Origin of the sequence: Bifidobacterium mongoliense DSM 21395, from assembly GCF_000741285.1 — a bacterium.
GTDB classification, from domain to species: Bacteria; Actinomycetota; Actinomycetes; order Actinomycetales; family Bifidobacteriaceae; genus Bifidobacterium; species Bifidobacterium mongoliense.
Genome location: NZ_JGZE01000030.1, coordinates 1 through 21,381 on the forward strand (window position 1 = coordinate 1; position 21,381 = coordinate 21,381).

Genomic DNA, 21,381 nt, shown 5'->3' on the forward strand with positions numbered 1-21,381 from the left:
CGAACCACACGGCCACGCCTGAGCTCCCGGCTCGATCGTGGAGGCGGAACCGATGGCAGCCTGGCGGGCCACCTGCCGGATCGTCTCATGATCCCCGAAACGCAGCATCTCAATCCTGATCCGCTCACCCCCGGTCACATGCGTATAAGCTTTCATAGTGAGTGCAGCACCTCCCAAAGGTCGGAACATCAGCAATCCCAACCATAAGCGGTGTTGCACTTCTAACTAGAACTCAGGCTGCACTCACCTCGCATGCTCGAACAAGCTTGAAATGTAGATGTGCGGATAGCGCATGCCAGCGGAATGCGGGTCGGTGAACAGCACCACGGCACTATCACGCCATTGCTCATACCGTAATGCTTGGTAGTAGTCGGCGACCTTTTTGATATTCGCGCACAGTTTGTCATCGTTATACTTCCAAGACTTGCCACAGAGTGGGCAGGGGTATGCTCCCGGCGTCCGGTCGTGCGGCGTCCCATCAGCCATACCCGACAGACGCAACCCGCGACGCCAGTCAAGCTCATTGCGATACGACGCCTTCCTAGCATCCGCATTCCCGTCGCTAAGGAAGTGCATCGGCTCCGCCTGCCGCAGATGGAACACACCAGTGGATGAATCACGTTCAAAACTAGCCAACCGGCCATTGCACTTACTGCCATCAGGCAACCGCCTGCCGCAGATCAAACCCACCGAGAGCACTGGCTGATATTCCTTGAGCTGACGATATCCGATACGTTCCCGCTTACCATTCACAATATGGTAGACAGCCTGTTTTCCCATCATGATGCGAGCGCCTCCGTTCCATTCTCCCTGCTTGGATAATTCACAATGTTCGTGTCGGTCGCAGCTGGGAGCCTCTGTAATCTGTCCGCAAGGCTCTCGGGAAGCCCTCGAGATGATTCCAGATAGCCGAGTGACGCTCTGGCCGTTCCGTGTCCCAAGGCGTTCTGCAATTGACGAATACCCACGCCAGCGTCAGCGAGCGCACTGCCAAAGTAGTGACGTAGGTCGTGTGGCCGTATCACGTCGGAGATATGCGCTTTGTCTAAGGCACGACTCCACTTATGCGACCAAGTGGACTCCGAGACGTATCGAGTGCCATTCTTGTCGGGTGCGAAAATCAATGATGCGGGGAATGGCCCCACGAAACGTTTCAAATGGTCGTTGACGATATCAGTCAGCCATAGAGGCAGCGATACGCTCCTGACGCCCTCACTGCTCTTAGGTGGGCGTATCAGCCATTCACCACCCACGCGCTGCGCCTGACATGTCACATGAACCACCACATGGCCGTCAACCTCGTCTAGGTCTTGACGTTCCAAACGCACCCATTCACCGAAGCGCAGTCCTCCGAACGCGGCTATATATGCGCAGAGGCGCCACTTATCCGGCAGTGCGGCGATAATGTTCGCCAGTTCCTCGGCTGTCGGCGCTCTATGCCCATTACCGGTTTTTGAACGCAGTAGTTCACTGGGCACCGGGTTACGGGTTATGGTGCCGTCCTTCATGGCCGTGGCGAGTATGGCATGTAATAGTCGGGCTTCTGCTCCGGCCGTTGTCTCACCAGCCTGCTCGCACCGTTTCCCATGCCATTCACGCACCATTGGTGGCGTGATGTACGTCAGCGGGCATCTTGCGAAGCCCTGCAACCCGCTATCGAGTTCACGCTCGTACAGCGCGATGGTGCTCGGCCTAAGTGCGCTCCCCTTGCGCGTCTGGCGTTGCCTCACCCAGATCGTGGCGTAACGCCCGAAGTCCTCCGCCTCTATACTTGCCGGGGGTTTCCACTGTCCGTGTTTGATCTCATAGTCTCGGTCGGCTAGAAACTCACGCGCCTGCTTCTCGGTGTTGCATGCGCTCGCATAATAGCGCTTTTTATCCGGCCCCAAGTAGATAGGTTGAAACTTTCCCGACTTAAGGCGTTTGAGGGTTCCGAACGTCGTGTCGCGCTTCTTGCGGGTCATGGTCTTGCCTTTGTGCTGGTATGTGACCATCTCCACCGTCGTTCGACTCATTTCCCTCATCTCCTCAGCCTTAGTGGCATGACTAGTGGCATGAACCCTCGTGCCACTCCAGTGCCACTACTACGCGACATCTCTTGTTCTTACCTGTTCTATTGTACCACCGTGTAATGTCAATCAACAGTAGGGATAACAGGCGATGGAACAGTGCAATGAAGCCAAAACAAGAGAATGGCGGAATGCTGCGAATAAGCGAAAACCGTGAATCTTCTAATTTCAAGGTCAACGGTTCGAATCCGTCCGGGGCCACCATATCTGACTCTTACTGCCATCGGGCTTTACCTGCGAACTGCAATTCCAGCCATATGTGCATCTATGCGCCGAATTATCGCAACCACATCCGTTGGGTTGCATAATACAACTGGCCACACCGCACTTCAAGAGAGCGCCCACGGATAAAAGCTCAGGATGGCGAAGACAAGAGCCCTCAAGATTTATCACATTATTGCCGGAATCCGACGTGGATTGGAATCTTTGAGCATGATTTCCATATTGGCCAACCGACCGTCACTTCGTTCTATCTGTTCACGGGAGATTTCGTCGCTCCCCGTACCCTCTGCGCCGACCTTGTCGACGATCCAGGTGCAAACGCTGCGGTGACGACGCCGATGAGCGCTATCCCGGCCAGCATCACGGCGAACGCTATGATGCTTCCTGTCGGCGTGACGGGCGTGTAGTCTCCGTATCCCAAGGTGGTGATGGTGGCGAAGGTCCACCACAAGGCTCTCAATGGGCGCACCATGGGCAGTGGGACCACGACCAGATCGAACGGATGGCGTTTGAACCCTGCCCATTTGCCGCTGGAAAAGCTTAGTGACATCACCTAATGGACTGCGAACAGCACCCACAGGATATTCATCATCAACCCAGCCGCATTGCCCATTCGACTCGTCGGCTGTGCCACGATCTGCCAAGAGTAGATGTCAATGAACACGACGGACAGGCCGGTCATTGGCCACTCGGTGTTCTTCTCTCAGGTTCGTGGTGTCATGCATCGGATGATAGCCGTCTGATGATGGGGACCATGTGGGTGTCGGGAGTTCAGAAAGCGTTATGCTTTCTTTCAGCAGAGTTGCGAAAGAAGGGGATTTCGATGGGCTGGCGGTTTCGTAGGAGCATAGGAGGCAAATACTTCCGACTGAATCTCGGTAAGCACGGCGTCAATGGCGTCACTTTCGGCGGTAGGGGCATGCCACATGTCACCATGGGACGCACCGGCACCAGAGTCGGGGCGTCCATACCCGGCACGGGAATGTCCTACACACACCGGATCAATCCGCAACGTCATGACACCGCCACGGCTGAGCGCATCGACGCCACACCGACTCTGACACTGCCCACACAGCCACAGACCGCTATGCGACCGCCTGCAGACGGGGAAGTCCCCCACCCCAACGGCAAACACGGGGGAGACAAGCCGCTCCCCTGGTCCAAGCTCGTCATCACGTCAGTGTTGTTCTCAGCACTGGCTGTGGTGTACGTCATGTTCGAAGTCCCACAATTTGCACTTCTGTTGTCTGTTGTCGCGTTCCTGCTAGGAATCTCAGGTCTGGTGGCCATCCAACTGCGAAAGTCGCGACGAAGCAGCACTGTGGCCGTTATCTCCATCATCGTCTCCGTGGCGATGATGGTCGTGTCACTCGAATCGACACCATCCCCCACAAGTGCGTCACCATCGACCACGCACAGCATTTCAGCCAGTCAGAGGGCGGCGAAGACCAGGCAGAGGCAAGCTGCAAAACGCAGGAAGCTCGACCAAGAACGGCGCGAAAAGGAGAACACAGAAAAGCTCGCTACGGCCAAAGGCACACTGGCATCGAAGCTCGACGATGCGCGCGGTCTCTTCAATGCGTCCAATGGCAATGTGGCCGACGAAAGCACAGGGGACGCACTCAGCGCCGCGATAGCCGCCGCCACACAAGTCGATTCCACTAATGCGACTGATTGGACGTCCGCGGTGCAACCCCTGCAATCCGCGATGGATACCGTGACAGCCAGCGAAACGAAAAAGCAACAAGATGACGCGCAGGCGGAGGTAGCGGCCCAAGCCAAAGCGGACGCAGAGGCGAAAGCCAACGCAGATGCAGAGCAACAACATATCCAACAGAACATCCAGCCGCAGCAAACTCAGCAGCAGAACACTTCGGGGTCGCTTGCGGCGGTCTGCGTGGACGGTACCAGTTCCGTTTCAAGTCCGGGGGCGGCGGATTATCGCGGCATGTGCTCGCATCATCACGGCATTGCACAAAAACTAGGCAGACAATAAACTCAGATGTATCACCAGAGTCGCTGTTCTGACGATGCAATGGCGGGCATTCATTTAGAGGTTCGTCCGGGTTTGCCCATTTCCGAGGCTTTGCACAGGACGTGAAATTCACTGTTGTCCTGCTTGACGTTCCCGGGATTCCCATCCGGTATGAGGAAGATGAGCCAGTATGGGGTTGGGGCGGTCGGATGCCACGTTGCGGTATCGTCTCATGCCTTCGGCGAGATCGGAGATGAAGAGCGCGATGCGCGACCTCGGCCGGCGGACGGAGCCGCAACGGTACGTGCACGTGCCGTTGCGATGACCGTTCATCGTGTCTCATCGCAACGATACGATCGCACCATGGGGAACACGAAGGATCGGCACGCATCGAAGCAACCCGAAACCGGGCGCACCACGCCATCACAGCCCGCATCGCCGACCGAAGAAGCATTGCTCGATACGGCCGCATTGCACGATACGACCGTGCCGCACGATACTGACGACTCCCCACGCTCTCAGACGCCAGCCTTCGACGAACGAGCGAGCGACGAGCAGGACCTCACCTTCGACTACGCGCAACGCGCCTTCGCACAGGCGGGACTCGTCTGGTCCCCGACGACTCTGCGCCGTCTGCGCCTCGTCGTGCAATCCCCCCTCACGCAATCCTCACCCGCTCAATCCTCACCCGCTCAATCCCGCGATGACGATCCGGACCAGGGCGACGCCGCCCGCACCGTCACGGACCGCACGGCGAGCGGATGGTATACGAACACCGCCCTGCTCCTGTCCGATCAGAATCCGTTCGCCCTCAAATGCGCCGTGTTCGAAGGCGACACCAAGGCCACCATGCTGGATCATCTCACGGTGCGCGGTTCGGTGCTGCGCCTGATCGACGAGGGCATGCGGTTCCTCGAACGCCACGATCCCGAAGGCGCCTGGCCACGGCCAGCCCTGCGCGAGACCCTGGTCAACGCGATCGTCCATCGCGACTACGACTATTCGGGCCCCACGCTGGCGACCGTCTACGACGAACGCATCGAGATCGTCTCCCTGGGTGGCCTGGTCGACAGCCTGGAGGTCAACGATCTGCTCAACGGCATCAGCCAACCACGCAACGCCCGATTCGCCGACGTCGCGGGCGAGCTGGGACTCGGAGAAAACTATGGGACCGGAATCGCGCGCATCATGGACGCCTACGGGGACAGCGCCGCAAGTCCGCAGCTGAGGGTCGGCCCCTCCTCCATGGCGGTCGTACTGCCCAGACCGGTGCGAGCCGACGACCCCTGGCCATGGCGACGGGACGGCGAACACGACCACGAATCCGAAGCCACCGATGACGCCGCGGATAACTCCGACAAGACGTCCCGGGGACCGCACCCCCGGACGGCACGCCGCTACACGTTCCCCGCATCCCGCCCCTGGACGACCGATGACCCCGGCAAGGCGCTCGCGGGTGCACGCGTCATCGGGGTGGCCCCGTTGCAGACCGTCACCCTGTCACGCGACGCGTTCGACGCCGTGCCCATCACCCAGGCGCCGATGGCGCAGCCCATGCGCAGCCTCGAGGCGGTCACCCTGCATCTGTTCGCCGAATCCGGGGTCGAACTCAGCCGCGGTCAGATCGAACGACGGCTGGGCATCAGTAAGAACCAGGCGGCATATGTGCTGCGCAATCTGGTCAACAGCGGCAAGATCACGCGGCGAGGCCGCTCGCGGGCCACGCACTACGCGCTGAACTGACTCCGGGATCGGCCACCGTCAATACCCCATGGCCCACGAGGCCGCCACAAGCACGGCGAGAAAGACGACGTTGACCGCACTGTAGACGAGCAGATACCGGGTTTTGCCGTGGGGATAGTGCATGGTCACGTTCTTATAGGACACCAGCGAGGCCATGGAGGCGATCAGCGTGCCCATGCCGCCCAGATTGGTGCCGATGATGAGCGGCTTCCACGCACCGCTGAACCCGGTGAGCAGCAGGGTGGTGGGCACGTTGCTGATGATCTGGCTGAACCCTACGGCCACTTCGAGCGGATGGTTGCCGACCAAGGCCTCGGCCATCGCGAGGAAAGCCGGAATGCGTCTCATGTTGCCGATGAACACGAAGAACATGACGAAGGTCAGGGGCAGGCCCCAATCCATGGTGAGGAACACGCGTCGGTCGCAGAACGCGAACGCGACGGAGACGCACAGGATCATGGCCCACAGCGGTACGATGCCGCCGACGGCGAGCAGGCAGATCACGAACAGGGCGGCGTACAGGCCCAGCCGCCATGGCCTGCTGCCCGACCCGTAGCCCATGAGTCTGATCTCGTCCGGCGCGGGTTTGTCGGACAGTGGCGCGAGCACACGGCGTTCGAGCGACGCCCCGTCGCCGTCGGGCATCGCCACACCGCCCCGGCGTGAGAACACGACGAACACGACGACCACGAGGAGCACGGCGGCGACGGCGCTGTACGGGGCCATGAGCCGCAGGAAATCGAGCGTGCTCATGCCGCTGACGGCCTTGAGATAGAGATTGTGCGCATTGCCGATCGGGGTGAGCATGCTGCCCATGTTCGCGGCGACGGTCATCAGCGTGCACACGAATATGGTGTCGGCCTGCATGCCGGCCATGATGAGCACGGATATCGCGAACGGGATGAAGGTGACCAACGCGACGTCATTGGTGATGAACATCGCCGAGACGAAGGTCAGGGCCACCAGGCACATCACGATCCCGCGCTGCGTGCGCACCCGGCTGAGCAGGCGGGCGCCGATGCTGCGGAACACGCCGATGCGCTGCATACCGCACACCACGATCATGAGACAGACCAGCTGGGCGATCGTGCTCACATGCACATATCCGGCGTACCGGGCGTCGGGGGGAACGATGAAACATGAGACGAGGGCGAGTATCGCCGAGACGATGAGAATGGTGTTATCGGCGCAGAGCAGACGAAGTCTCCGTCGCATACAAGCCTCCCAGCTCCGCCATCATCCGTCTCATCCCACAGCATCGCGGCCGGGCACTGCACCGCGCCCCGCCGACGATCGTCGCGCGCCGTGCGCGCCATGGCGGGCACCGTATGGCTCCCACCGTACGACCGGCGCCATCTGCGCCGCCGTATGACCAGAGACCGATTGTACGGTCTTCGCACGACCTCGCTGCTCCTACGCGGCGGCGTTGCCGTACACCTGATCCTGCAGGTCCTTGCGGGCGGTCTCCAGCTTCGTGATCTCGCCGAGCAGATCGATCTTCTCCGCACCATCCGGCAGCTGCGCCATACGTCGGCGTGCGGCGCCGATGCGACGCATGAACCCGATGTCGTGCAGCCGCACCAGCAGCTGTGCGGCATACTGGCTTTCGGGGGCGCTGGGACGGTGCAGCCCCGGTGCGCCCGTACCGTCGCCGGCCGCCGTGGCGCCGCCATGGTCCTGGCCGCCGTTATCCGAGGACGGCAACGGCAGCGGCATGACGGCGAGCTCGTTGATGACCTGTTCGAGCATGGGCCGCCTGCCTTGGACAGGGCGTGCAACCACAGCCCTTGGGGGGTGTTCTCGTCGGGCAGCCCACCCGCGGCCGACACGGCCTGGAACAGTGAGCGGAACACCGGCGTCATGAAATTGTTCAGGGTCAGACGCGTGAACCACTCACGGTCGACGGCGAGGGGCATCTGGATGAGCATGGCCATGAACTGCTGTTCGCAGATGAACACCGCGTCGTCGATGCGGTAATACGTCTGCTCGTTCATGTCGCGACGCTCCAGCGTCTTGCGCCGCGCGGGATTCTCGTACACCCCGCCGTCCCTGTCGCGCTCGCCGTAGCCCTGCCGCTCGCCCTGGGGGAAGCGGCGACGGGGCGCGTAGGCGTCCTCGTCTCGGATGTGCTGCTGTCGCCGAGCGGTGGAGACCTCGCGGCGCATGAGATCGAGCTCGACGCCGATGCGACGCGTGGCCTTGCGCGTGTAGATGTCGAGCAGCGAGCGGTCGCGAATCTGCGCGATCAAGGGCGCGACGGCTTTGACGGCGCCCATCTGCCCGGTGGTGAACGCGGTGTCGAAACGGCCGATGGCCGTATCGATGACGAAGTCGTAGAGCGGCTTGGCCCCGGCGATGAGCGAACGGACCGCCTCGTCACCCTGCTGGATGCGCAGGTCGCACGGATCGAGGTTGCCGTCGGCGACGGCGACGAAGGTCTGCGACAGGAAGGCCGAATCCAACGAGAAGGCGTGCAGCGCGGCCTTTTGTCCGGCCGCATCGCCATCGAAGGTGAAGACGATGCGCGAACTGAGCGGTTGGCCCTCCACCTTGAGCGGGCCGATGAGCTGGACCGCGCCGAGTGAATCGTCGGAGATCAGACGACGTACGATCTTGGCGTGTTCGGCGCCGAACGCGGTGCCGCAGGTGGCCACGGCCATGTCGATACCAGCCAGATGGCAGGCCATGACATCGGTGTACCCTTCGACGATGACCGCCTGACGCTTGGCGACGATCGCCTTCTTGGCCAGGTCGATGCCGTACAACGCCTGGGTTTTGCGGTACAGCTGGGTGTCGGGCGTATTGATGTATTTCGCGCCGATCGAATCGTCGTCGTACAGCTTCCTGGCCCCGAATCCCAGGGTACGGCCGGTGGAGTCCCTGATGGGCCAGGTCGCCCGGCCGCGGAAGTAGTCGTAGATCCCCCGCTGACCCTGCCTGGCCAGCCCCGCGTCGAGCATCTCCTGCTGGGTGAAGCCCTTGCCGGACAAATGCCGCACGAGATTATCCCAGCCTTGCGGCGCGTAACCGCATCCAAACCGTTCGCATTCGGCCTGACTGAAGTTGCGTCCACCCAGGAGCTTGCGGGCCGCGAGCGCCTCCTTGCTCACGATCTGGGCGGTGAAGAAACGCTGCGCCTCCTCGTTCGCCTCGAGCAGCCGCGACCGTTTCGAACCGGTGTGCTCGCTGCGGGCCGACCCCTCCTCGTAGCGCAGGTCGATATGGTAGCGGTCGGCGAGCAGTTCGACGGCCTCGCGGAAATCGATGTTCTCCTGGTGCTCGACGTATCCGAATACGTCGCCGCCCAGTCCGCAGCCGAAGCAGTGCCACACGCCCAGCGAGGGGCGCACGGAGAAGCTCGGCGTCTTCTCGTCATGGAACGGGCACAGCCCCACGTAGGTGCCGGATCCTGAGGGTTTGAGCGTGACCGTCGCCGATACGATGTCGTACAGGTCGGCGCTCGCCCGCACCTTTTCCACGTCTTCCTTGAGAATCATCCCAGCCATAGCATCTCACCATACCCTCGGGTGGCCCGGGCCCGGCACGGCGTCCCGGCTCAGCACAGGATCGAATGCAGGGCCAACGCGGAGTTGTCGGTCAGGCTGGCGACCTGATCGACCACGACGCGCAGGCGTTCGTCATCGTTGGTGGCCTCGTTCCAATCGTCGAGGAACACCGGTTCCAACGCGTCGCTGGCATGGGGGCTGTCGGCCATGAGCACGTCGACGAGGTCGGTCACCACTTCGAGCTCGCGTTGATGCATGGGGGCCTGCTCACGCGGGGCCATGACGAAGTAGACGGCCAGGCCCTTGAGGGCGACGATCTCGTAGGCGGTGGGCTCGGGGATGACGACCGAAGCGCCGTAGCGGGTCAGTGGGCCCGACCCGTACTTGCGCCTGGTCGCGGTCTCGACCGACCCGGCGAACCGTCCGATCAACGCACTGGTGAGGTTCTTGAGCTGGGCGAGCGAGCGCCGCGACCCGTCGAAATGGGACGGGAACGGCTGTTCGCGCCTCAACCGCTGCAGGGCGGCGAGCAGCTCGTCGGCGTCCCACCGCTGGCCGTACCACGCCCTCGTGTCCTCGATCACGCCGTCGACCACATGGCCGTCCTCCAGTGCCATGGGGTTGAACGCATCGGTGGCGATGGCGTCCTCGACGTCGTGGACGCTGTAGGCGATGTCATCCGAGAGGTCCATCACTTGGCATTCCATGGGCTTGGCGTACCGTGGCGCATCGCGTTTGAGCCAGCGGAACACCTCGATATCGTCCGGGTAGACGCAGAATTTCGCCGTGCGCTCGCCCTTCGGGTGGTCGGCGGCCTCGGCGAAGGTCCACGGGTATTTCACCGCGGCATCCAATGAGGCCCGCGTGAGGTTGACGCCGGCGGGTCTCCCGTCGTCGCGCAGCACCTTGGGCTCCAACCGTGTGAGCAGCCGCAGCGTCTGGGCATTGCCTTCGAATCCGCCGATGTCCTTGGCTATCGCGGACAACGCCCGCTCGCCGTTGTGGCCGAACGGCGGGTGGCCCAGGTCATGGGCCAGGCAGGCGCAATCGACGACGTCGGGGTCGCAGCCAAGCATCTCTCCGATCTGACGGCCGATCTGGGCCACCTCGAGGGTATGGGTCAGTCTGGTTCTCGCGAAGTCGTCGGTGCCCGCCACGAGAATCTGGCTTTTCGCGCCAAGACGGCGCAACGCGGAGGAATGGATGAGTCGGGCGCGATCCCGTTCGAAGGCGGTGCGGGCGCTCGACTTGGGCGGCTCCTTGACCCAGCGCTCCTCATCGAAAGCGTCATACCCCTCGCCGCCCAATGTCTCGCCGACACGCAACGGCGTCTCTTCCCCGGCCGTGGTCCCCGTCATCGTCCGTCCCTTCGCCCGCGATGCGCCGCCATCCGCGACGCCTGTACCGACCCCACTATAGACACGCGCACGCACCGATCCGCTCTGGGATAAGCACTGTGGACGAAGGGACGCGACGGGCCGGATTACAGCAGCGTGGCCGGATCGAGCTTCGCCAGATCGGAGGCCGGCAACACCTCGGCGGCATGCCGATACAACCGGGGGATGCGGTTGCGCAGGCAGGTGAAGATCTCGTAGCTGATCGTCTCGGCGGTCTTCGCCCAATCGTCCGCGGTGGGTTCGCCGTACCGCTCGCCCCGACCCGGTCCGAACAACTCGACCGTATCGCCTTCCGCGACGCCCATATCGGCGGCGTGGCCGTGCAGGTCCAGGATGAACTGGTCCATGCACACACGCCCCGACACGTGCAGGACGCGCGGCCCCTGCCGTGTCATGACGCGCACCGGACCGCCCTCCTTGTCGGTGTGGCGGGCACCGACCTCATCGAAGCCCGAGGCGGAACGGTGGATGCCGTCGGCGTAGCCCAACGGCACGATGGCCGTGCTCGTGGGTTCGTCGGTGAGATACGTCCGCCCATAGGAGATGCCGTGGCCGGCCTCGACGTCCTTGACGGTGGCCAGCTGCGCCTGCAACGTCATGGCGGGGGTCAGTGCGAAATCGGCGGGCTCCCCCATGGCCCGGTCGGCCTCGTAGCCGTACAGGGCGATGCCGGGACGGGTGAGTTCGAAGTGGATCTGCGGGCGGGTCAGGGTCGCCGCGGTATTGGCCAGATGCCTGATCTCGGGCGCGATGCCGGCCCGTTCCATCCGGCGCGTGAAGTCCTGGAAATGGTCGATCTGACGGTCGGTGGACGTGACGAACGCCGGAACGTTCGGGGCGTCGGCCACGGCGAGGTGGCTCCATTGCCCCACGATGTGCAGCACGCCCTCCTTGGCCAGCGGCACGAGTCTCGCCAGGGCCGCATCGAAGGCCTGTTCGGTGAATCCGTTACGGCCGAAACCGGTGTCGACCTTGATGTGGACCCTCGCCGGGCGGCCCAGCGAGCGCGCCGCTGCCGCCACGGCCTCGATGCCGTCCATGGACCCCAGGGAGATGTCGATGTCGTGCTCGATGAGTTCGTCGAACGGCGCGCGGGCGCCGTTGTACACCCACGTCAGCACATGGCACCGGTCCGGTCCGATGCCTGCCTTGCGCAGGGCGAGCGCCTCATGCGACTGGGCGGTGCCCAGCCAGGTCGCCCCCCCGGCCAGGGCGGCGAGCGCGGAGGGAATCAGGCCGTGTCCGTAGGCGTCGGCCTTCACGACGCCCATCACGGCGGTGGAGGACCGGGGCCCGCCGACCACGTCGACCAGATGACGCATGTTGTCGCGCATCGCGGCCAGGTCGACGATGGCCTGCCCCGGGTACCGCCTGAGGGCGGCTTCGTAATTCGCCTCTCCGCGAGGGTCGGTGGTGGTCCATGGTCCGCATGCGTTCGCAGTCATGGCCCCATTGTCGCTCGCGTCGTTGACGAAATCCGATGCGCGGGGCACCGCCGTCCCGGATCTCAGTCCGTGGCCGACGATGCCCGTCGCTGGTAGGCGATGCGCGTCAGATCGCGCTCGCGGTCGAGCAGGGTGATGCAACCGCAGCGCGTGAAGCCGCACCCCTCGATGACATGGCGCATGCCGGCGTTGTTCGGATGCGTGTCGATGCGTACGTTGCGATACGTAGCCACGGCCCACAGCAGGCATTCACGGGCGACGCGGCGCTCGAGGCCCGACGAGGCGACCCGGTGCATGGCGACGTACGGCCCGTCGTCGAGCCACGCGCCGTCGATATGCACGTATGTCGGATCGACGCCCGGGCACACGGCGAACTGGGCGAGGATGCGTTCGCCGCCCTCGGGACCGCCGCGGTCGACCAGCACACGCGCACGTCCCTGCGCGATGTCCTCGCGCACCACACGCTCACGGGGGAAGGTGCTCCCCCACTGCGTGGGGTTGCCGTTGGCCGCCATCACCGTCCGGGCACGGGCGTAGTTGCGTTGCATCGCCGCGAAGTCGCCCATGGTGGCCACACGGATACGACGCCTCCCCGGATCGTGCGCCCCAAGACCGCACGCCCTCAGATCATCGGCCGCGACCCCATGTACGGCGACGGCTTCCCGCACGATGTCAGATGCCACGGTGCCGGCACCTAACGGCATGGTGCGGGGTGTGTGACGCGGCGCGATGCGAGTATCCCGATGCACATGTTCGCTCACCCGCATTCACACGACCCGCCGCGAGAAGGGATCCGAACTGATTCCCTGTGTGAGGATGTCCTGCGCCCATTGTTTCGCACTGAACAGGCTGTGGTCGCGGTAGTTGCCGCAGCTCTGCACGGTGGTGGCCGGAACGTCGTCCCACGTCGCCTCGTGAGCGATGAAGGCGAGGGATTCCTTCAGGGCGAGCGCCACCTGAGCGGTATCGTGCTCACCCCAGGTGAGCAGATGGAAGCCGGTGCGGCACCCGAACGGCGAACAGTCGATGTACCCGGGGATCCTCGCGCGCAGCAGCACGGCGAGCATGTGCTCGATGGTGTGCAGGCCTGCAGTGGGGATCGCGTTCTCGTTGGGCTGCACAAGACGCAGATCGTAATTCGAGATCACGTCGCCGTGGGGACCTCGTTCGGTGTCGATGAATCGCACATACGGTGCCTTGACCTTCGTGTGGTCCAATTGGAAACTCTCGGGTTGCTGCGCCATGTTCCGCTCCTTCTCCTCGTTATTCCTGGCCGTGTTCACTCAGTGTTGGCTGTTCTCGCTCAGTGTTGCGTTCACTCTGTGTTGCGTACACTCAGTGCCGTGTTCACTCAGTGCCCTTCTCACATGCTGTCCGCATGGTTACCGTACGGCGTATCGGCTCACGCCGCGCACGCAATGACCGATTGCCGGTCGCGCACACCACCGCACCCGGTCACCCTACCGTGCGCCCACCATAACCCCATGCCCCGAACCCGCGGCACGACGTTCTGTGCACGACGTTCTGTGCACGGCATTCTAAGCACGGCATTCTGTGCACGACCGTCGGAACGACCATCGAAACAGCCCGCCCATCAGAATGCCCGCACGGCGTCCATGAAGCGCTGACCGTACCGTTCCAGTTTGCGCTCCCCCACGCCGTTGACCGCCAGGAACTGCTCATCGTTCACGGGCCGGACCCTGGTCATGTCCCGCAAGGTCCTGTCGGAGAACACGATGTACGGCGGCTTGCCCAGCTCCTGGGCTATGGCCCGCCGCACCTCGCGCAGCCGTTCGAACAGCGCCTCGTTCTCGTCATCGGGCGCCTCGCCGTCACCGCCTACCGAGCCGAAGGCGGCCCCCGTCCCGCGCCCGACGCCACCTGCATTGGCCCCGTCCGCCCGGGAGGCGACGCGCTTCATCTCGTAATGGAAATCCGGCTGAGCCGTCTGCACGGCCCGGGGTCCGAATCCGACGACGGGTAGCCTGCCTTCGCGGATGGCCAGAAAACCGTCGGTGGCCATCTGGTTGAGCACATCGCGGATGGTGGCCTGCGACACCGCCTCGAGCACCCCGTAGCTGGGGCAACGGTCGAGATGACGGGACGTGAGCTCCTGGGCTTTCGACCCACGCAGCACGGCCACGACCTTGCCCGAGCCGAAGCCCTGATGCAGGTCGTGCACGCATCGGCTGATGGCCCGCGCGATGTCGGTGACGTCCACGGCGGTGAAGGTGCTCAGACAGTTCGAGCAATTCCCGCAGCCCGACGCGCCGACCGAAGGCTGCCCGTCCGCCGGTGATGTTGCCGGGGTCGCCGACGCCGTCGCATCCGCGGTGGCCGAAGTGGTCGAAGTGGTCGAAGTGGCCGCCACGTCCACCGCACCATCTTCCGTGCCCGGCGCACCGCCACGACCACCCTCGCCCGCCATACCTCGGGGATCGGCGAAATACCGGGTCATATAGGCATGCAGGCATGTGGTGGTACGGCAATAGCCGATCATGGCGTTGAGCAACCCGCGCTTGCGCATCCTCACGATCTCCTGCTGCTCCTGCGTGAGCCGCTCGTTCTCCCCGCCCATGTCCAGCAGCCGCCGTCGGGTGACGATGTCGCTGTCGTTCCACAGCAGGGTGCACCGCGACGGCTCGCCGTCACGGCCGGCCCTGCCCGCCTCCTGGTAGTAGGCCTCGATGCTCTCGGGCATGTTGTGGTGGATGACGTATCGTACGTTCGACTTGTCAATGCCCATGCCGAAGGCGTTCGTCGCGACGATGACCTGCACCGTGTCGGTGACGAACCCGCGCTGGGCGGCGGTGCGGTCCTCGGCCTTCATGCCGCCGTGGTACGCCGATGCCACGATGCCGTGGCGCTGCAGCACGTCGGCCAGCGCCTCCGTCTCCTTGCGTGTGGCGCAATAGACGATGCCTGATTCCTCGGCGTGCTCGCGGGCATAGGCGGTGATCCAGGTGTTCTTGCGCGAGGTGGGCATGTTGATGACGTCGAAGAACAGGTTCGGCCGGTCGAACCCGGTGACGGTGACGGCCGGGTCGCGCAACCCCAGCAGGGCCACGATGTCCCTGCGGACCCGCTCGGTGGCGGTGGCGGTGAATGCCGAGACGGTCGGGCGGACGGGCAGGGCGTCGATGAACTCGCCGATGCCCAGATACGAGGAGCGGAAGTCCTGGCCCCATTGGGAGACGCAGTGGGCCTCATCGACGGTCACCATGGAGATCGACACCCGAGAGGCGAACGAGCGGAACCGCCCCGCACCCAATCGCTCGGGCGCCACGTACAGCAGGCGGATCGCGCCATCGGCCGCCCGTTCCAGCACCGCATCCTGTTCCTGGGAACTCTGGGTGGTGTTGACGGAGGCGGCTGGTATGCCCGCCTCGCGCAACGCCTCGACCTGATCGCGCATCAGCGAGATCAGCGGGGAGATCACGACCGTGAGCCCGGGCAGCAGCATGGCCGGAATCTGATAGCACACCGACTTGCCCGCACCGGTGGGCATCACGGCCAACACGTCACGACCCGCGATCACCGCCGACACGACATCCGCCTGCCCCACCCGAAACGAGTCGTAGCCGAAGTACCGGTGCAGCGCCGCGAGCGCCGGGCTCGCAGCGGGGGCGACTGGTGCAACCGCAGCGTCGGCAGCGTCGGCAGCGTCGGCAGCGTCGGCAACGGTATTTGATTGGTGATCGGCGCATGAAAGGGACATATCCCCGAGTCTATTACGCTGCGGCTACGCCGACGGCCTAGGCGCAGACGCCATCAGCCATCGTTATCGTCTTCACCAACCGATAATCCTGACGATCATACAAACGAACCAAAGTACCCGAATACGGCAAGACACGCCGGCTCACCGGCCCGCCAACACAGACCTTTGCCCTTTGTGTAGTCTTTTTCGCGCCAACAGACTTCTTCGTTCATCGCAGTGGCGATATTCCAAGGATATGAATCACTCGGAACGCGCAGCTGCCACAAAAAGACTACACAACGTGAAGTTGGCTCCTTTGGAGGGCCATAATGCGGTCAATCGTGGCGAAGAGCAGCGCTCGGTCACGCTCAGATTTCAACATTTCGGCCGTTACGGGAACGATTCGCCACCCCAGGCCCTGCAAAGCGGAAATCTTCCGACTATCGCGGCACAAGCCCTCCACCGTGGCATGGAATTGCGCTCCTTGGAACTCAAAACCTATTTTCAGCTCGGGGTAGGCCAGGTCAAGAAACCAGAACTCGTCCGAATCGGGATTCCCTACGCGCACATTCACCTGTGGACAAGGCATCCCCCTGGCGACGATCCTCAGCCTCAGTCTGGTCTCCATTGGCGAGTCGACGCCTTCGGCACTACGCGCCAACGCCCATCGTCCAGCCCGACAACCGTGGAACTTTCCCAGCGAATCCAGCCTCTCGTGGAGTTCATCCTTCGTGGCGAGTCGCATCTTCGAGTTTCTACACATCACAGCGTCGAACAACACCACACACTCCTCTTTTGGGCAGTGCGCCAGCATCTGCATGCAGGCGGTAATGGGATCGACGATTCGTATGTGGTCCACGGCATGCTCGACGTCCGTCCCCAGTGAAATGGTCTGAGTCGATATCGGATGGTTCCATACATGAAATCTCACTCCGGAGATATTGGAACGCATGCGTTGGTCCGCAATCACGACGTGAGATACGTCATCCGATAACCTATGGTGGCGAGGTAGTGGCAATCCCAGTATTTTCAGCGCACTCAGTGAGCAGAAAGTCAACTCCCGATGCGATCTGCGGGCAACGCCGATGCACCGACCAAGCTCACGTTCGGCGATCTCAATCGGCTGAGCATACCCGACTGGGCGCCGTGACTCGACATTGCGCACAACCTCACGATATTGCCTTGGACTTGCCCAGCTCATCGTGCCGATCCACTGTGGTCGAAGGGCCACGATCACGTTGTGTAGTCTTTTTCGCGGACATATAACCAATCGCGCAATCGCGCCGTTGAAAATCCGCGATTCATACACTCCTAAAACCCAATGGAACGGAAAAAGACTACACAACGTGCCCTTCGACGGAATTACCGCAACAACAATGATGATCAGCCACCACCGCGCGCACCCTAAGCGGTAACCCTTCTTCCCCACCCGACGATGTTGGCGACGGGGATGCCCCAAGGCGGGGCCGCTGCTCCGTCGTTCCCACATCGCATCGCATGCCTCGGACCGGGTCATGATTCGCCTGTCCGACACAACACAGGACCCGCCCCACCTCTGTTGGCAAGTTTTGAGCACCCGACACCCGGGGGCGCCCGCCGGGTCTAGGCTGAAGACATGTCCAGCACCCAAATCCCGGTCATCGAAACCCAGACCGAACGCACCGACCTGCCGCTCGTCGTCATGCCCACCGTCATCCCCACCATGCTCGAACCGCTCACCGCATGCCTGCCGACGCTGCGGGATCTGGCCCGCGTGCGCCTGCACACCGACACCACGTACGATGAGGAGACCATCGTCGAACGCATGCAGGGCGCCGACGCGATGATCGACATCGGCCTGCATATCAGCGACCATCTCCTCGACCAGTTGGCCGACCACGTGCGCTGCTTCGCCTTCGGCGGCACGGGGGTGGCGAGTTTCATCAACCTCGACCGGACGCGCGAGCTCGGGATCCGCGTGTGCAACGTCGTGCACTACGGCAACCACGCCGTCGCCGAGCACGCGTTCGGACTCATCATGGAACTGACCAAGCACGTGGGACGGCTCGACCGTGAGATGCGCGAGGGGCAGTGGGCCGGCATGGACGGCCTGGACCTGTACGACCGGACGATCGGGCTGGCGGGATTCGGCGGCATAGGACAGACCATGGCGTGCATCGCACGGGGTTTCGGCATGCATATCCTGGTGTGGAACTCACATCTGCACACGGACCAGGCCGCCCAATTCGACGCGCAGCCCGTGGATGACCTGGGCGACCTGTTCGAGCAGTCGGACGTCGTGAGCCTCCATCTGCCGCTGACCCAAGCCACCGCCGGCATGGTCACCGCCAAGCAACTCGACCGGCTGCGACCCGGCAGTATCATCATCAACACCGCACGGGCCGAGGTCATCTCCCCGGGCGCACTGCTCACGCGCCTGCAGCGCGGGGACATCCTCGCAGGTTTGGACGTGTTCGACCGCGAACCCCTCCCGGCCGACGACCCCCTGCGTCAGGTGCCGAACCTCGTCATGACCCCGCACGTCGCATGGCGCAGCGACGGCGCCAACCGCAATCTCACCAAGCAGATCATGCAATCCCTCGCCGCCTTCTACCGCGGAGAACGCATGAACGTCGTGGCGTAGGGCCAATAGACGCCTTGGGACACGGTCGGCGACATGCGTGCCGGCACGCGCAGACAAGCCGGACGCGGCGCAATCTCAGCAATCACACCGGAACAACCCTCGCCCCCAAGCCGTCGTGATGCCGCATCACCACGACGCCGCGCGGACCAGCTCCCTCGTGTAGGGGTGCTGCGGATCCTGGAGTATCCGGTCGGTAGGCCCCTGCTCCACCACGGTGCCGTCATGCAGGACCAGCACATCGTCGGCGAGATGCTGCACGACCCCGAGATCGTGCGACACGATGACGATGGCGGCATCCGGTCGGGCGTCGCGTATCGCGGCGAAGGTGTGTACCACCTGGAGCCGGGCCGCAACGTCGATGGCGCTCATCGGCTCATCGGCCACGATCAGCTTCGGCTGCGTCACGATCGCCCGCGCAATGGCCACGCGCTGCGCCTGCCCGCCGGAAAGCCGTGCCGGGCGGCGCCCCCACACCGATGCCGGATCGAGTCCGGCCTGCGTCAGGGCGCCCACGACCATATCCCGACGGTCATCCGCGTCGATCCGCTTCCCATGCAAGCGCACCATCAACGGTTCCGCCACCAGTCGTTCGACGTCCCATCGGGGATCCAGGGAGGCATACGGATTCTGGAAGACCACCGAGGATTCTCCGCGCAACAGCCGGTAGCCCGGAGACCGCCGCCCTTGGACGAGGGCACCTCGATATCTCACCGCCCCGGCATCGGCGCGCTGCAACCCGAGCAGCAGATGGGCCAACGTGGTCTTGCCCGAACCCGAGCCCCCGATCACGGCGAGACAACGCCCCTTGTCCACCCTCATGGACACGCCCCGCAACGCCGCACGCGATCCCTCGCCTCGGCCGAAGCACCGCACGACATGCGACACCTCCAGCAGCGGGGACTCGTCAACCGAATCCGGTCGTGCTTCTCGCTCAGTTCCTCGCATCATCGGCTCCCTCATTGCGCGTATTGCCGACATCGTCGGCACGGTCTGCGCCAGGGGCCGTCGCCCCGGCGCCATGCAGGGTAAGCCGCTCGGCGGCGTCGACCAGATGCCGCGTGTATTTGCACTGGGGCGCTCCCAGCAGCGACGAAGTATCCCCCGCCTCCACCATGCGGCCCGACCGCATGACATAGCACCGCCGAGTCGCACGGGCCAGGACAGAGAAATCGTGGGTGATGAACAGCATGGCGGCACCGGATTCATCGACCAGCCCGACCAGCAGATCGACGATCTCGCGTTGCGCGATCGCATCCAACGCGGTGGTGGGCTCGTCGGCGATCAGGAGTCTGGGCGAGGTCACGATAGCCGTCGCTATGGCGACGCGCTGGCGCTGCCCGCCGGAGAGCTGATGGGGCAGATGATCGGCCAGCATCGGATCAAGTCCAACCCGTTGTAGCGTTGCCATCCCCCGTTCGGCGTACTCCCCACGCGTCATGCGGTAGTGCCGGCGCAACGGCAGCGTCACCTGCTGCAGGGCGGTAAGCACAGGGCTGAGCGTCGTGGCGGGGTCCTGGAACACGGTCGACACGTATCGTCCGCGCAGATCGGCCATCGTTTCCTCGCCGCACGCCAGTGCATCGACCCCCAAGCCGCTACCGTCGGACCCGTCGTCCCCGGCACCATCGTCCCCATACCGGATATGACCCGAGGCTCGTGCATCCAAGGGCAGCAGACCAAGCATCGCACGGGCGATCATCGACTTGCCCGAACCCGAGGCCCCCACCAGACCGACGCGCTCTCCCGCACCTATATGCATGGTGACGTCATCGACGACGGCAGTGCGCCCGATATCGACCCGTAGTCGACTGATGTCGACGCTCATGATTCATCCTCCTCATCGCGCGTTGCTCCCGTATCCCACCGGTCGCGCAGAAGATCTCCGAACATGTTCAGGGCGACCACGACCAGGGTCACGACCAGGCCGGGCCACACGACGGTCATGGGATGGATCGCGATGAACCGCACGGATGTCGCCAGCGAACGCCCCCAGCTCGGCACACCCGAAGGGACGCCGATGCCCAGATAGGTGAGGCCCGATTCCGCGAGCACCACGGTGCCGGCGGACAGGGACAGCTGGACGAGCATCGTTGACATGAGGTTGGGCAGGATGTGTCGGATGAGGATGTAGGCCTGAGAAGCGCCGCAGGACACCGCCGATTCCACGAAATCCGATCGTGCGATCAGCACGGCCTCGGGTCGCGCGATACGCGCAAGATTCAGCCCGTACCCCACGCCGCAGGCCACGATCACGACGGCGATCGACGCGCCGAACGGCACGGCGAGCACCAGCGCGATGAGCACGGTGGGAATGGAGATGAGCGCATCGACGGCCACCGTGACCACACCCGACACGCCCCGTGCGCGCGACACCATCGCCGCGATGAGCGCGATGCCGATGAGCGCCGCCAACACGATGGTCAGCACGACGATGACCAGGTCGGTCCACGATCCCGCCATCAACCAGCTGAGCATATCGGCCCCGGTGCCGTCCCGACCGAGCCAGTGGTCGGGCGAGGGAGCCGACCATGCGTGATAGCCGTCCGTGCCGTATAACGTCTGGGGTGTCCAGAAACGCGACACCACCGCGACGACGATCCAACAGCCGATAACGGCAAGCGAGAATATGCCGCGCGCGCCCGAGCACATGCGGACAACGGATCGGCGCAAGCGGGAGAACATACGAGAACCACCACCGGGCAGC

The 21,381-nt window shown here is 63.6% G+C and carries 16 protein-coding genes and 1 pseudogene; 3 read left to right on the top strand and 14 right to left on the bottom strand.

Annotated elements, in window-relative coordinates; genetic code table 11:
• Positions 1-243: 243 nt before the first annotated feature.
• The 3 genes from BMON_RS08565 to BMON_RS10730 all read right to left on the bottom strand — a co-directional run bounded on the left by BMON_RS08565 (position 244) and on the right by BMON_RS10730 (position 2,841).
• Positions 244-783, bottom strand: a complete 540-nt coding sequence (locus tag BMON_RS08565; RefSeq protein WP_033511765.1) for a hypothetical protein — start codon at positions 781-783, stop codon at positions 244-246.
• Positions 780-2,015, bottom strand: coding sequence for a tyrosine-type recombinase/integrase (locus BMON_RS08570; RefSeq protein WP_161786306.1), 1,236 nt, complete (start codon positions 2,013-2,015; stop codon positions 780-782). The genes BMON_RS08565 and BMON_RS08570 overlap by 4 nt, the downstream gene beginning before the upstream one ends.
• A gap of 523 nt (positions 2,016-2,538) precedes the next feature.
• The gene (locus BMON_RS10730; protein ID WP_033511760.1) at positions 2,539-2,841 is read right to left on the bottom strand and encodes a potassium channel family protein; all 303 of its coding nucleotides are present in this window, start codon (positions 2,839-2,841) and stop codon (positions 2,539-2,541) included.
• A 192-nt stretch (positions 2,842-3,033) separates the two neighbouring features.
• Here BMON_RS10730 and BMON_RS08580 point away from each other — a divergent pair, with 192 nt between their 5' ends.
• Complete coding sequence (locus BMON_RS08580; protein ID WP_033511758.1) at positions 3,034-4,287, top strand: DUF4236 domain-containing protein; 1,254 nt, start codon at positions 3,034-3,036, stop codon at positions 4,285-4,287.
• A gap of 342 nt (positions 4,288-4,629) precedes the next feature.
• Positions 4,630-6,009 (top strand): ATP-binding protein, encoded by a 1,380-nt coding sequence (locus BMON_RS08590; protein WP_161786305.1) that lies wholly within the window; start codon positions 4,630-4,632, stop codon positions 6,007-6,009.
• Positions 6,010-6,027: 18 nt separating this feature from the next.
• Here BMON_RS08590 and BMON_RS08595 read toward each other — a convergent pair whose 3' ends face one another.
• The 8 genes and pseudogenes from BMON_RS08595 to BMON_RS08630 all read right to left on the bottom strand — a co-directional run bounded on the left by BMON_RS08595 (position 6,028) and on the right by BMON_RS08630 (position 17,006).
• Positions 6,028-7,224, bottom strand: a complete 1,197-nt coding sequence (locus tag BMON_RS08595; protein ID WP_033511752.1) for an SLC13 family permease — start codon at positions 7,222-7,224, stop codon at positions 6,028-6,030.
• A gap of 198 nt (positions 7,225-7,422) precedes the next feature.
• Positions 7,423-9,515, bottom strand: a pseudogene (gene dnaG, locus BMON_RS08600) (DNA primase).
• Positions 9,516-9,565: 50 nt separating this feature from the next.
• Positions 9,566-10,873, bottom strand: a complete 1,308-nt coding sequence (locus tag BMON_RS08605) for a deoxyguanosinetriphosphate triphosphohydrolase (RefSeq protein WP_051918044.1) — start codon at positions 10,871-10,873, stop codon at positions 9,566-9,568.
• Positions 10,874-10,998: 125 nt separating this feature from the next.
• Entirely contained in the window at positions 10,999-12,357 is a 1,359-nt protein-coding gene (gene alr / locus BMON_RS08610; RefSeq protein WP_033511920.1) for an alanine racemase, read from the bottom strand.
• 62 nt (positions 12,358-12,419) lie between these two features.
• The gene (locus BMON_RS08615) at positions 12,420-12,923 is read right to left on the bottom strand and encodes a histone acetyltransferase (RefSeq protein ID WP_033511918.1); all 504 of its coding nucleotides are present in this window, start codon (positions 12,921-12,923) and stop codon (positions 12,420-12,422) included.
• Positions 12,924-13,124: 201 nt separating this feature from the next.
• A complete protein-coding gene (locus BMON_RS08620; RefSeq protein WP_033511748.1) occupies positions 13,125-13,601 on the bottom strand; it encodes an S-ribosylhomocysteine lyase in 477 nt (158 codons plus the stop codon).
• Between the two features lie 350 nt (positions 13,602-13,951).
• A complete protein-coding gene (locus BMON_RS08625; RefSeq protein WP_081883027.1) occupies positions 13,952-16,075 on the bottom strand; it encodes a RecQ family ATP-dependent DNA helicase in 2,124 nt (707 codons plus the stop codon).
• A gap of 271 nt (positions 16,076-16,346) precedes the next feature.
• A complete protein-coding gene (locus tag BMON_RS08630; RefSeq protein ID WP_152595715.1) occupies positions 16,347-17,006 on the bottom strand; it encodes a hypothetical protein in 660 nt (219 codons plus the stop codon).
• Positions 17,007-17,669: 663 nt separating this feature from the next.
• Between BMON_RS08630 and BMON_RS08635 the strand changes: the two genes are divergently transcribed.
• On the top strand, positions 17,670-18,677 hold the full coding sequence (locus tag BMON_RS08635; RefSeq protein ID WP_033511745.1) for a D-2-hydroxyacid dehydrogenase family protein: 1,008 nt from the start codon (positions 17,670-17,672) through the stop codon (positions 18,675-18,677).
• 126 nt (positions 18,678-18,803) lie between these two features.
• Here BMON_RS08635 and BMON_RS08640 read toward each other — a convergent pair whose 3' ends face one another.
• The 3 genes from BMON_RS08640 to BMON_RS08650 are packed head-to-tail and all read right to left on the bottom strand — an operon-like array spanning position 18,804 to position 21,359.
• Entirely contained in the window at positions 18,804-19,625 is an 822-nt protein-coding gene (locus BMON_RS08640) for an ABC transporter ATP-binding protein (RefSeq protein WP_237745395.1), read from the bottom strand.
• Positions 19,609-20,502 (bottom strand): ATP-binding cassette domain-containing protein, encoded by an 894-nt coding sequence (locus tag BMON_RS08645; protein WP_081883029.1) that lies wholly within the window; start codon positions 20,500-20,502, stop codon positions 19,609-19,611. The genes BMON_RS08640 and BMON_RS08645 overlap by 17 nt, the downstream gene beginning before the upstream one ends.
• Entirely contained in the window at positions 20,499-21,359 is an 861-nt protein-coding gene (locus BMON_RS08650; protein ID WP_420307936.1) for an ABC transporter permease, read from the bottom strand. The genes BMON_RS08645 and BMON_RS08650 overlap by 4 nt, the downstream gene beginning before the upstream one ends.
• Positions 21,360-21,381 lie beyond the last annotated feature (22 nt).

Bases quoted from the DNA above. Each gene is read 5' to 3' on its own strand.
- BMON_RS08620 (WP_033511748.1), bottom strand. From the start codon at position 13,601: ATGGCGCAGCAACCCGAGAGTTTCCAATTGGACCACACGAAGGTCAAG.
- BMON_RS08630 (WP_152595715.1), bottom strand. From the start codon at position 17,006: ATGCGTTCCAATATCTCCGGAGTGAGATTTCATGTATGGAACCATCCG.
- BMON_RS08650 (WP_420307936.1), bottom strand. From the start codon at position 21,359: ATGTTCTCCCGCTTGCGCCGATCCGTTGTCCGCATGTGCTCGGGCGCG.
- BMON_RS08615 (WP_033511918.1), bottom strand. From the start codon at position 12,923: ATGGGCGACTTCGCGGCGATGCAACGCAACTACGCCCGTGCCCGGACG.
- BMON_RS08645 (WP_081883029.1), bottom strand. From the start codon at position 20,502: ATGAGCGTCGACATCAGTCGACTACGGGTCGATATCGGGCGCACTGCC.
- BMON_RS08625 (WP_081883027.1), bottom strand. From the start codon at position 16,075: ATGTCCCTTTCATGCGCCGATCACCAATCAAATACCGTTGCCGACGCT.
- BMON_RS08565 (WP_033511765.1), bottom strand. From the start codon at position 783: ATGATGGGAAAACAGGCTGTCTACCATATTGTGAATGGTAAGCGGGAA.
- alr (WP_033511920.1), bottom strand. From the start codon at position 12,357: ATGACTGCGAACGCATGCGGACCATGGACCACCACCGACCCTCGCGGA.
- BMON_RS08595 (WP_033511752.1), bottom strand. From the start codon at position 7,224: ATGCGACGGAGACTTCGTCTGCTCTGCGCCGATAACACCATTCTCATC.
- BMON_RS08580 (WP_033511758.1), top strand. From the start codon at position 3,034: ATGATGGGGACCATGTGGGTGTCGGGAGTTCAGAAAGCGTTATGCTTT.
- BMON_RS08640 (WP_237745395.1), bottom strand. From the start codon at position 19,625: ATGATGCGAGGAACTGAGCGAGAAGCACGACCGGATTCGGTTGACGAG.
- BMON_RS08590 (WP_161786305.1), top strand. From the start codon at position 4,630: ATGGGGAACACGAAGGATCGGCACGCATCGAAGCAACCCGAAACCGGG.
- BMON_RS08605 (WP_051918044.1), bottom strand. From the start codon at position 10,873: ATGACGGGGACCACGGCCGGGGAAGAGACGCCGTTGCGTGTCGGCGAG.
- BMON_RS08635 (WP_033511745.1), top strand. From the start codon at position 17,670: ATGTCCAGCACCCAAATCCCGGTCATCGAAACCCAGACCGAACGCACC.
- BMON_RS08570 (WP_161786306.1), bottom strand. From the start codon at position 2,015: ATGAGTCGAACGACGGTGGAGATGGTCACATACCAGCACAAAGGCAAG.
- BMON_RS10730 (WP_033511760.1), bottom strand. From the start codon at position 2,841: ATGTCACTAAGCTTTTCCAGCGGCAAATGGGCAGGGTTCAAACGCCAT.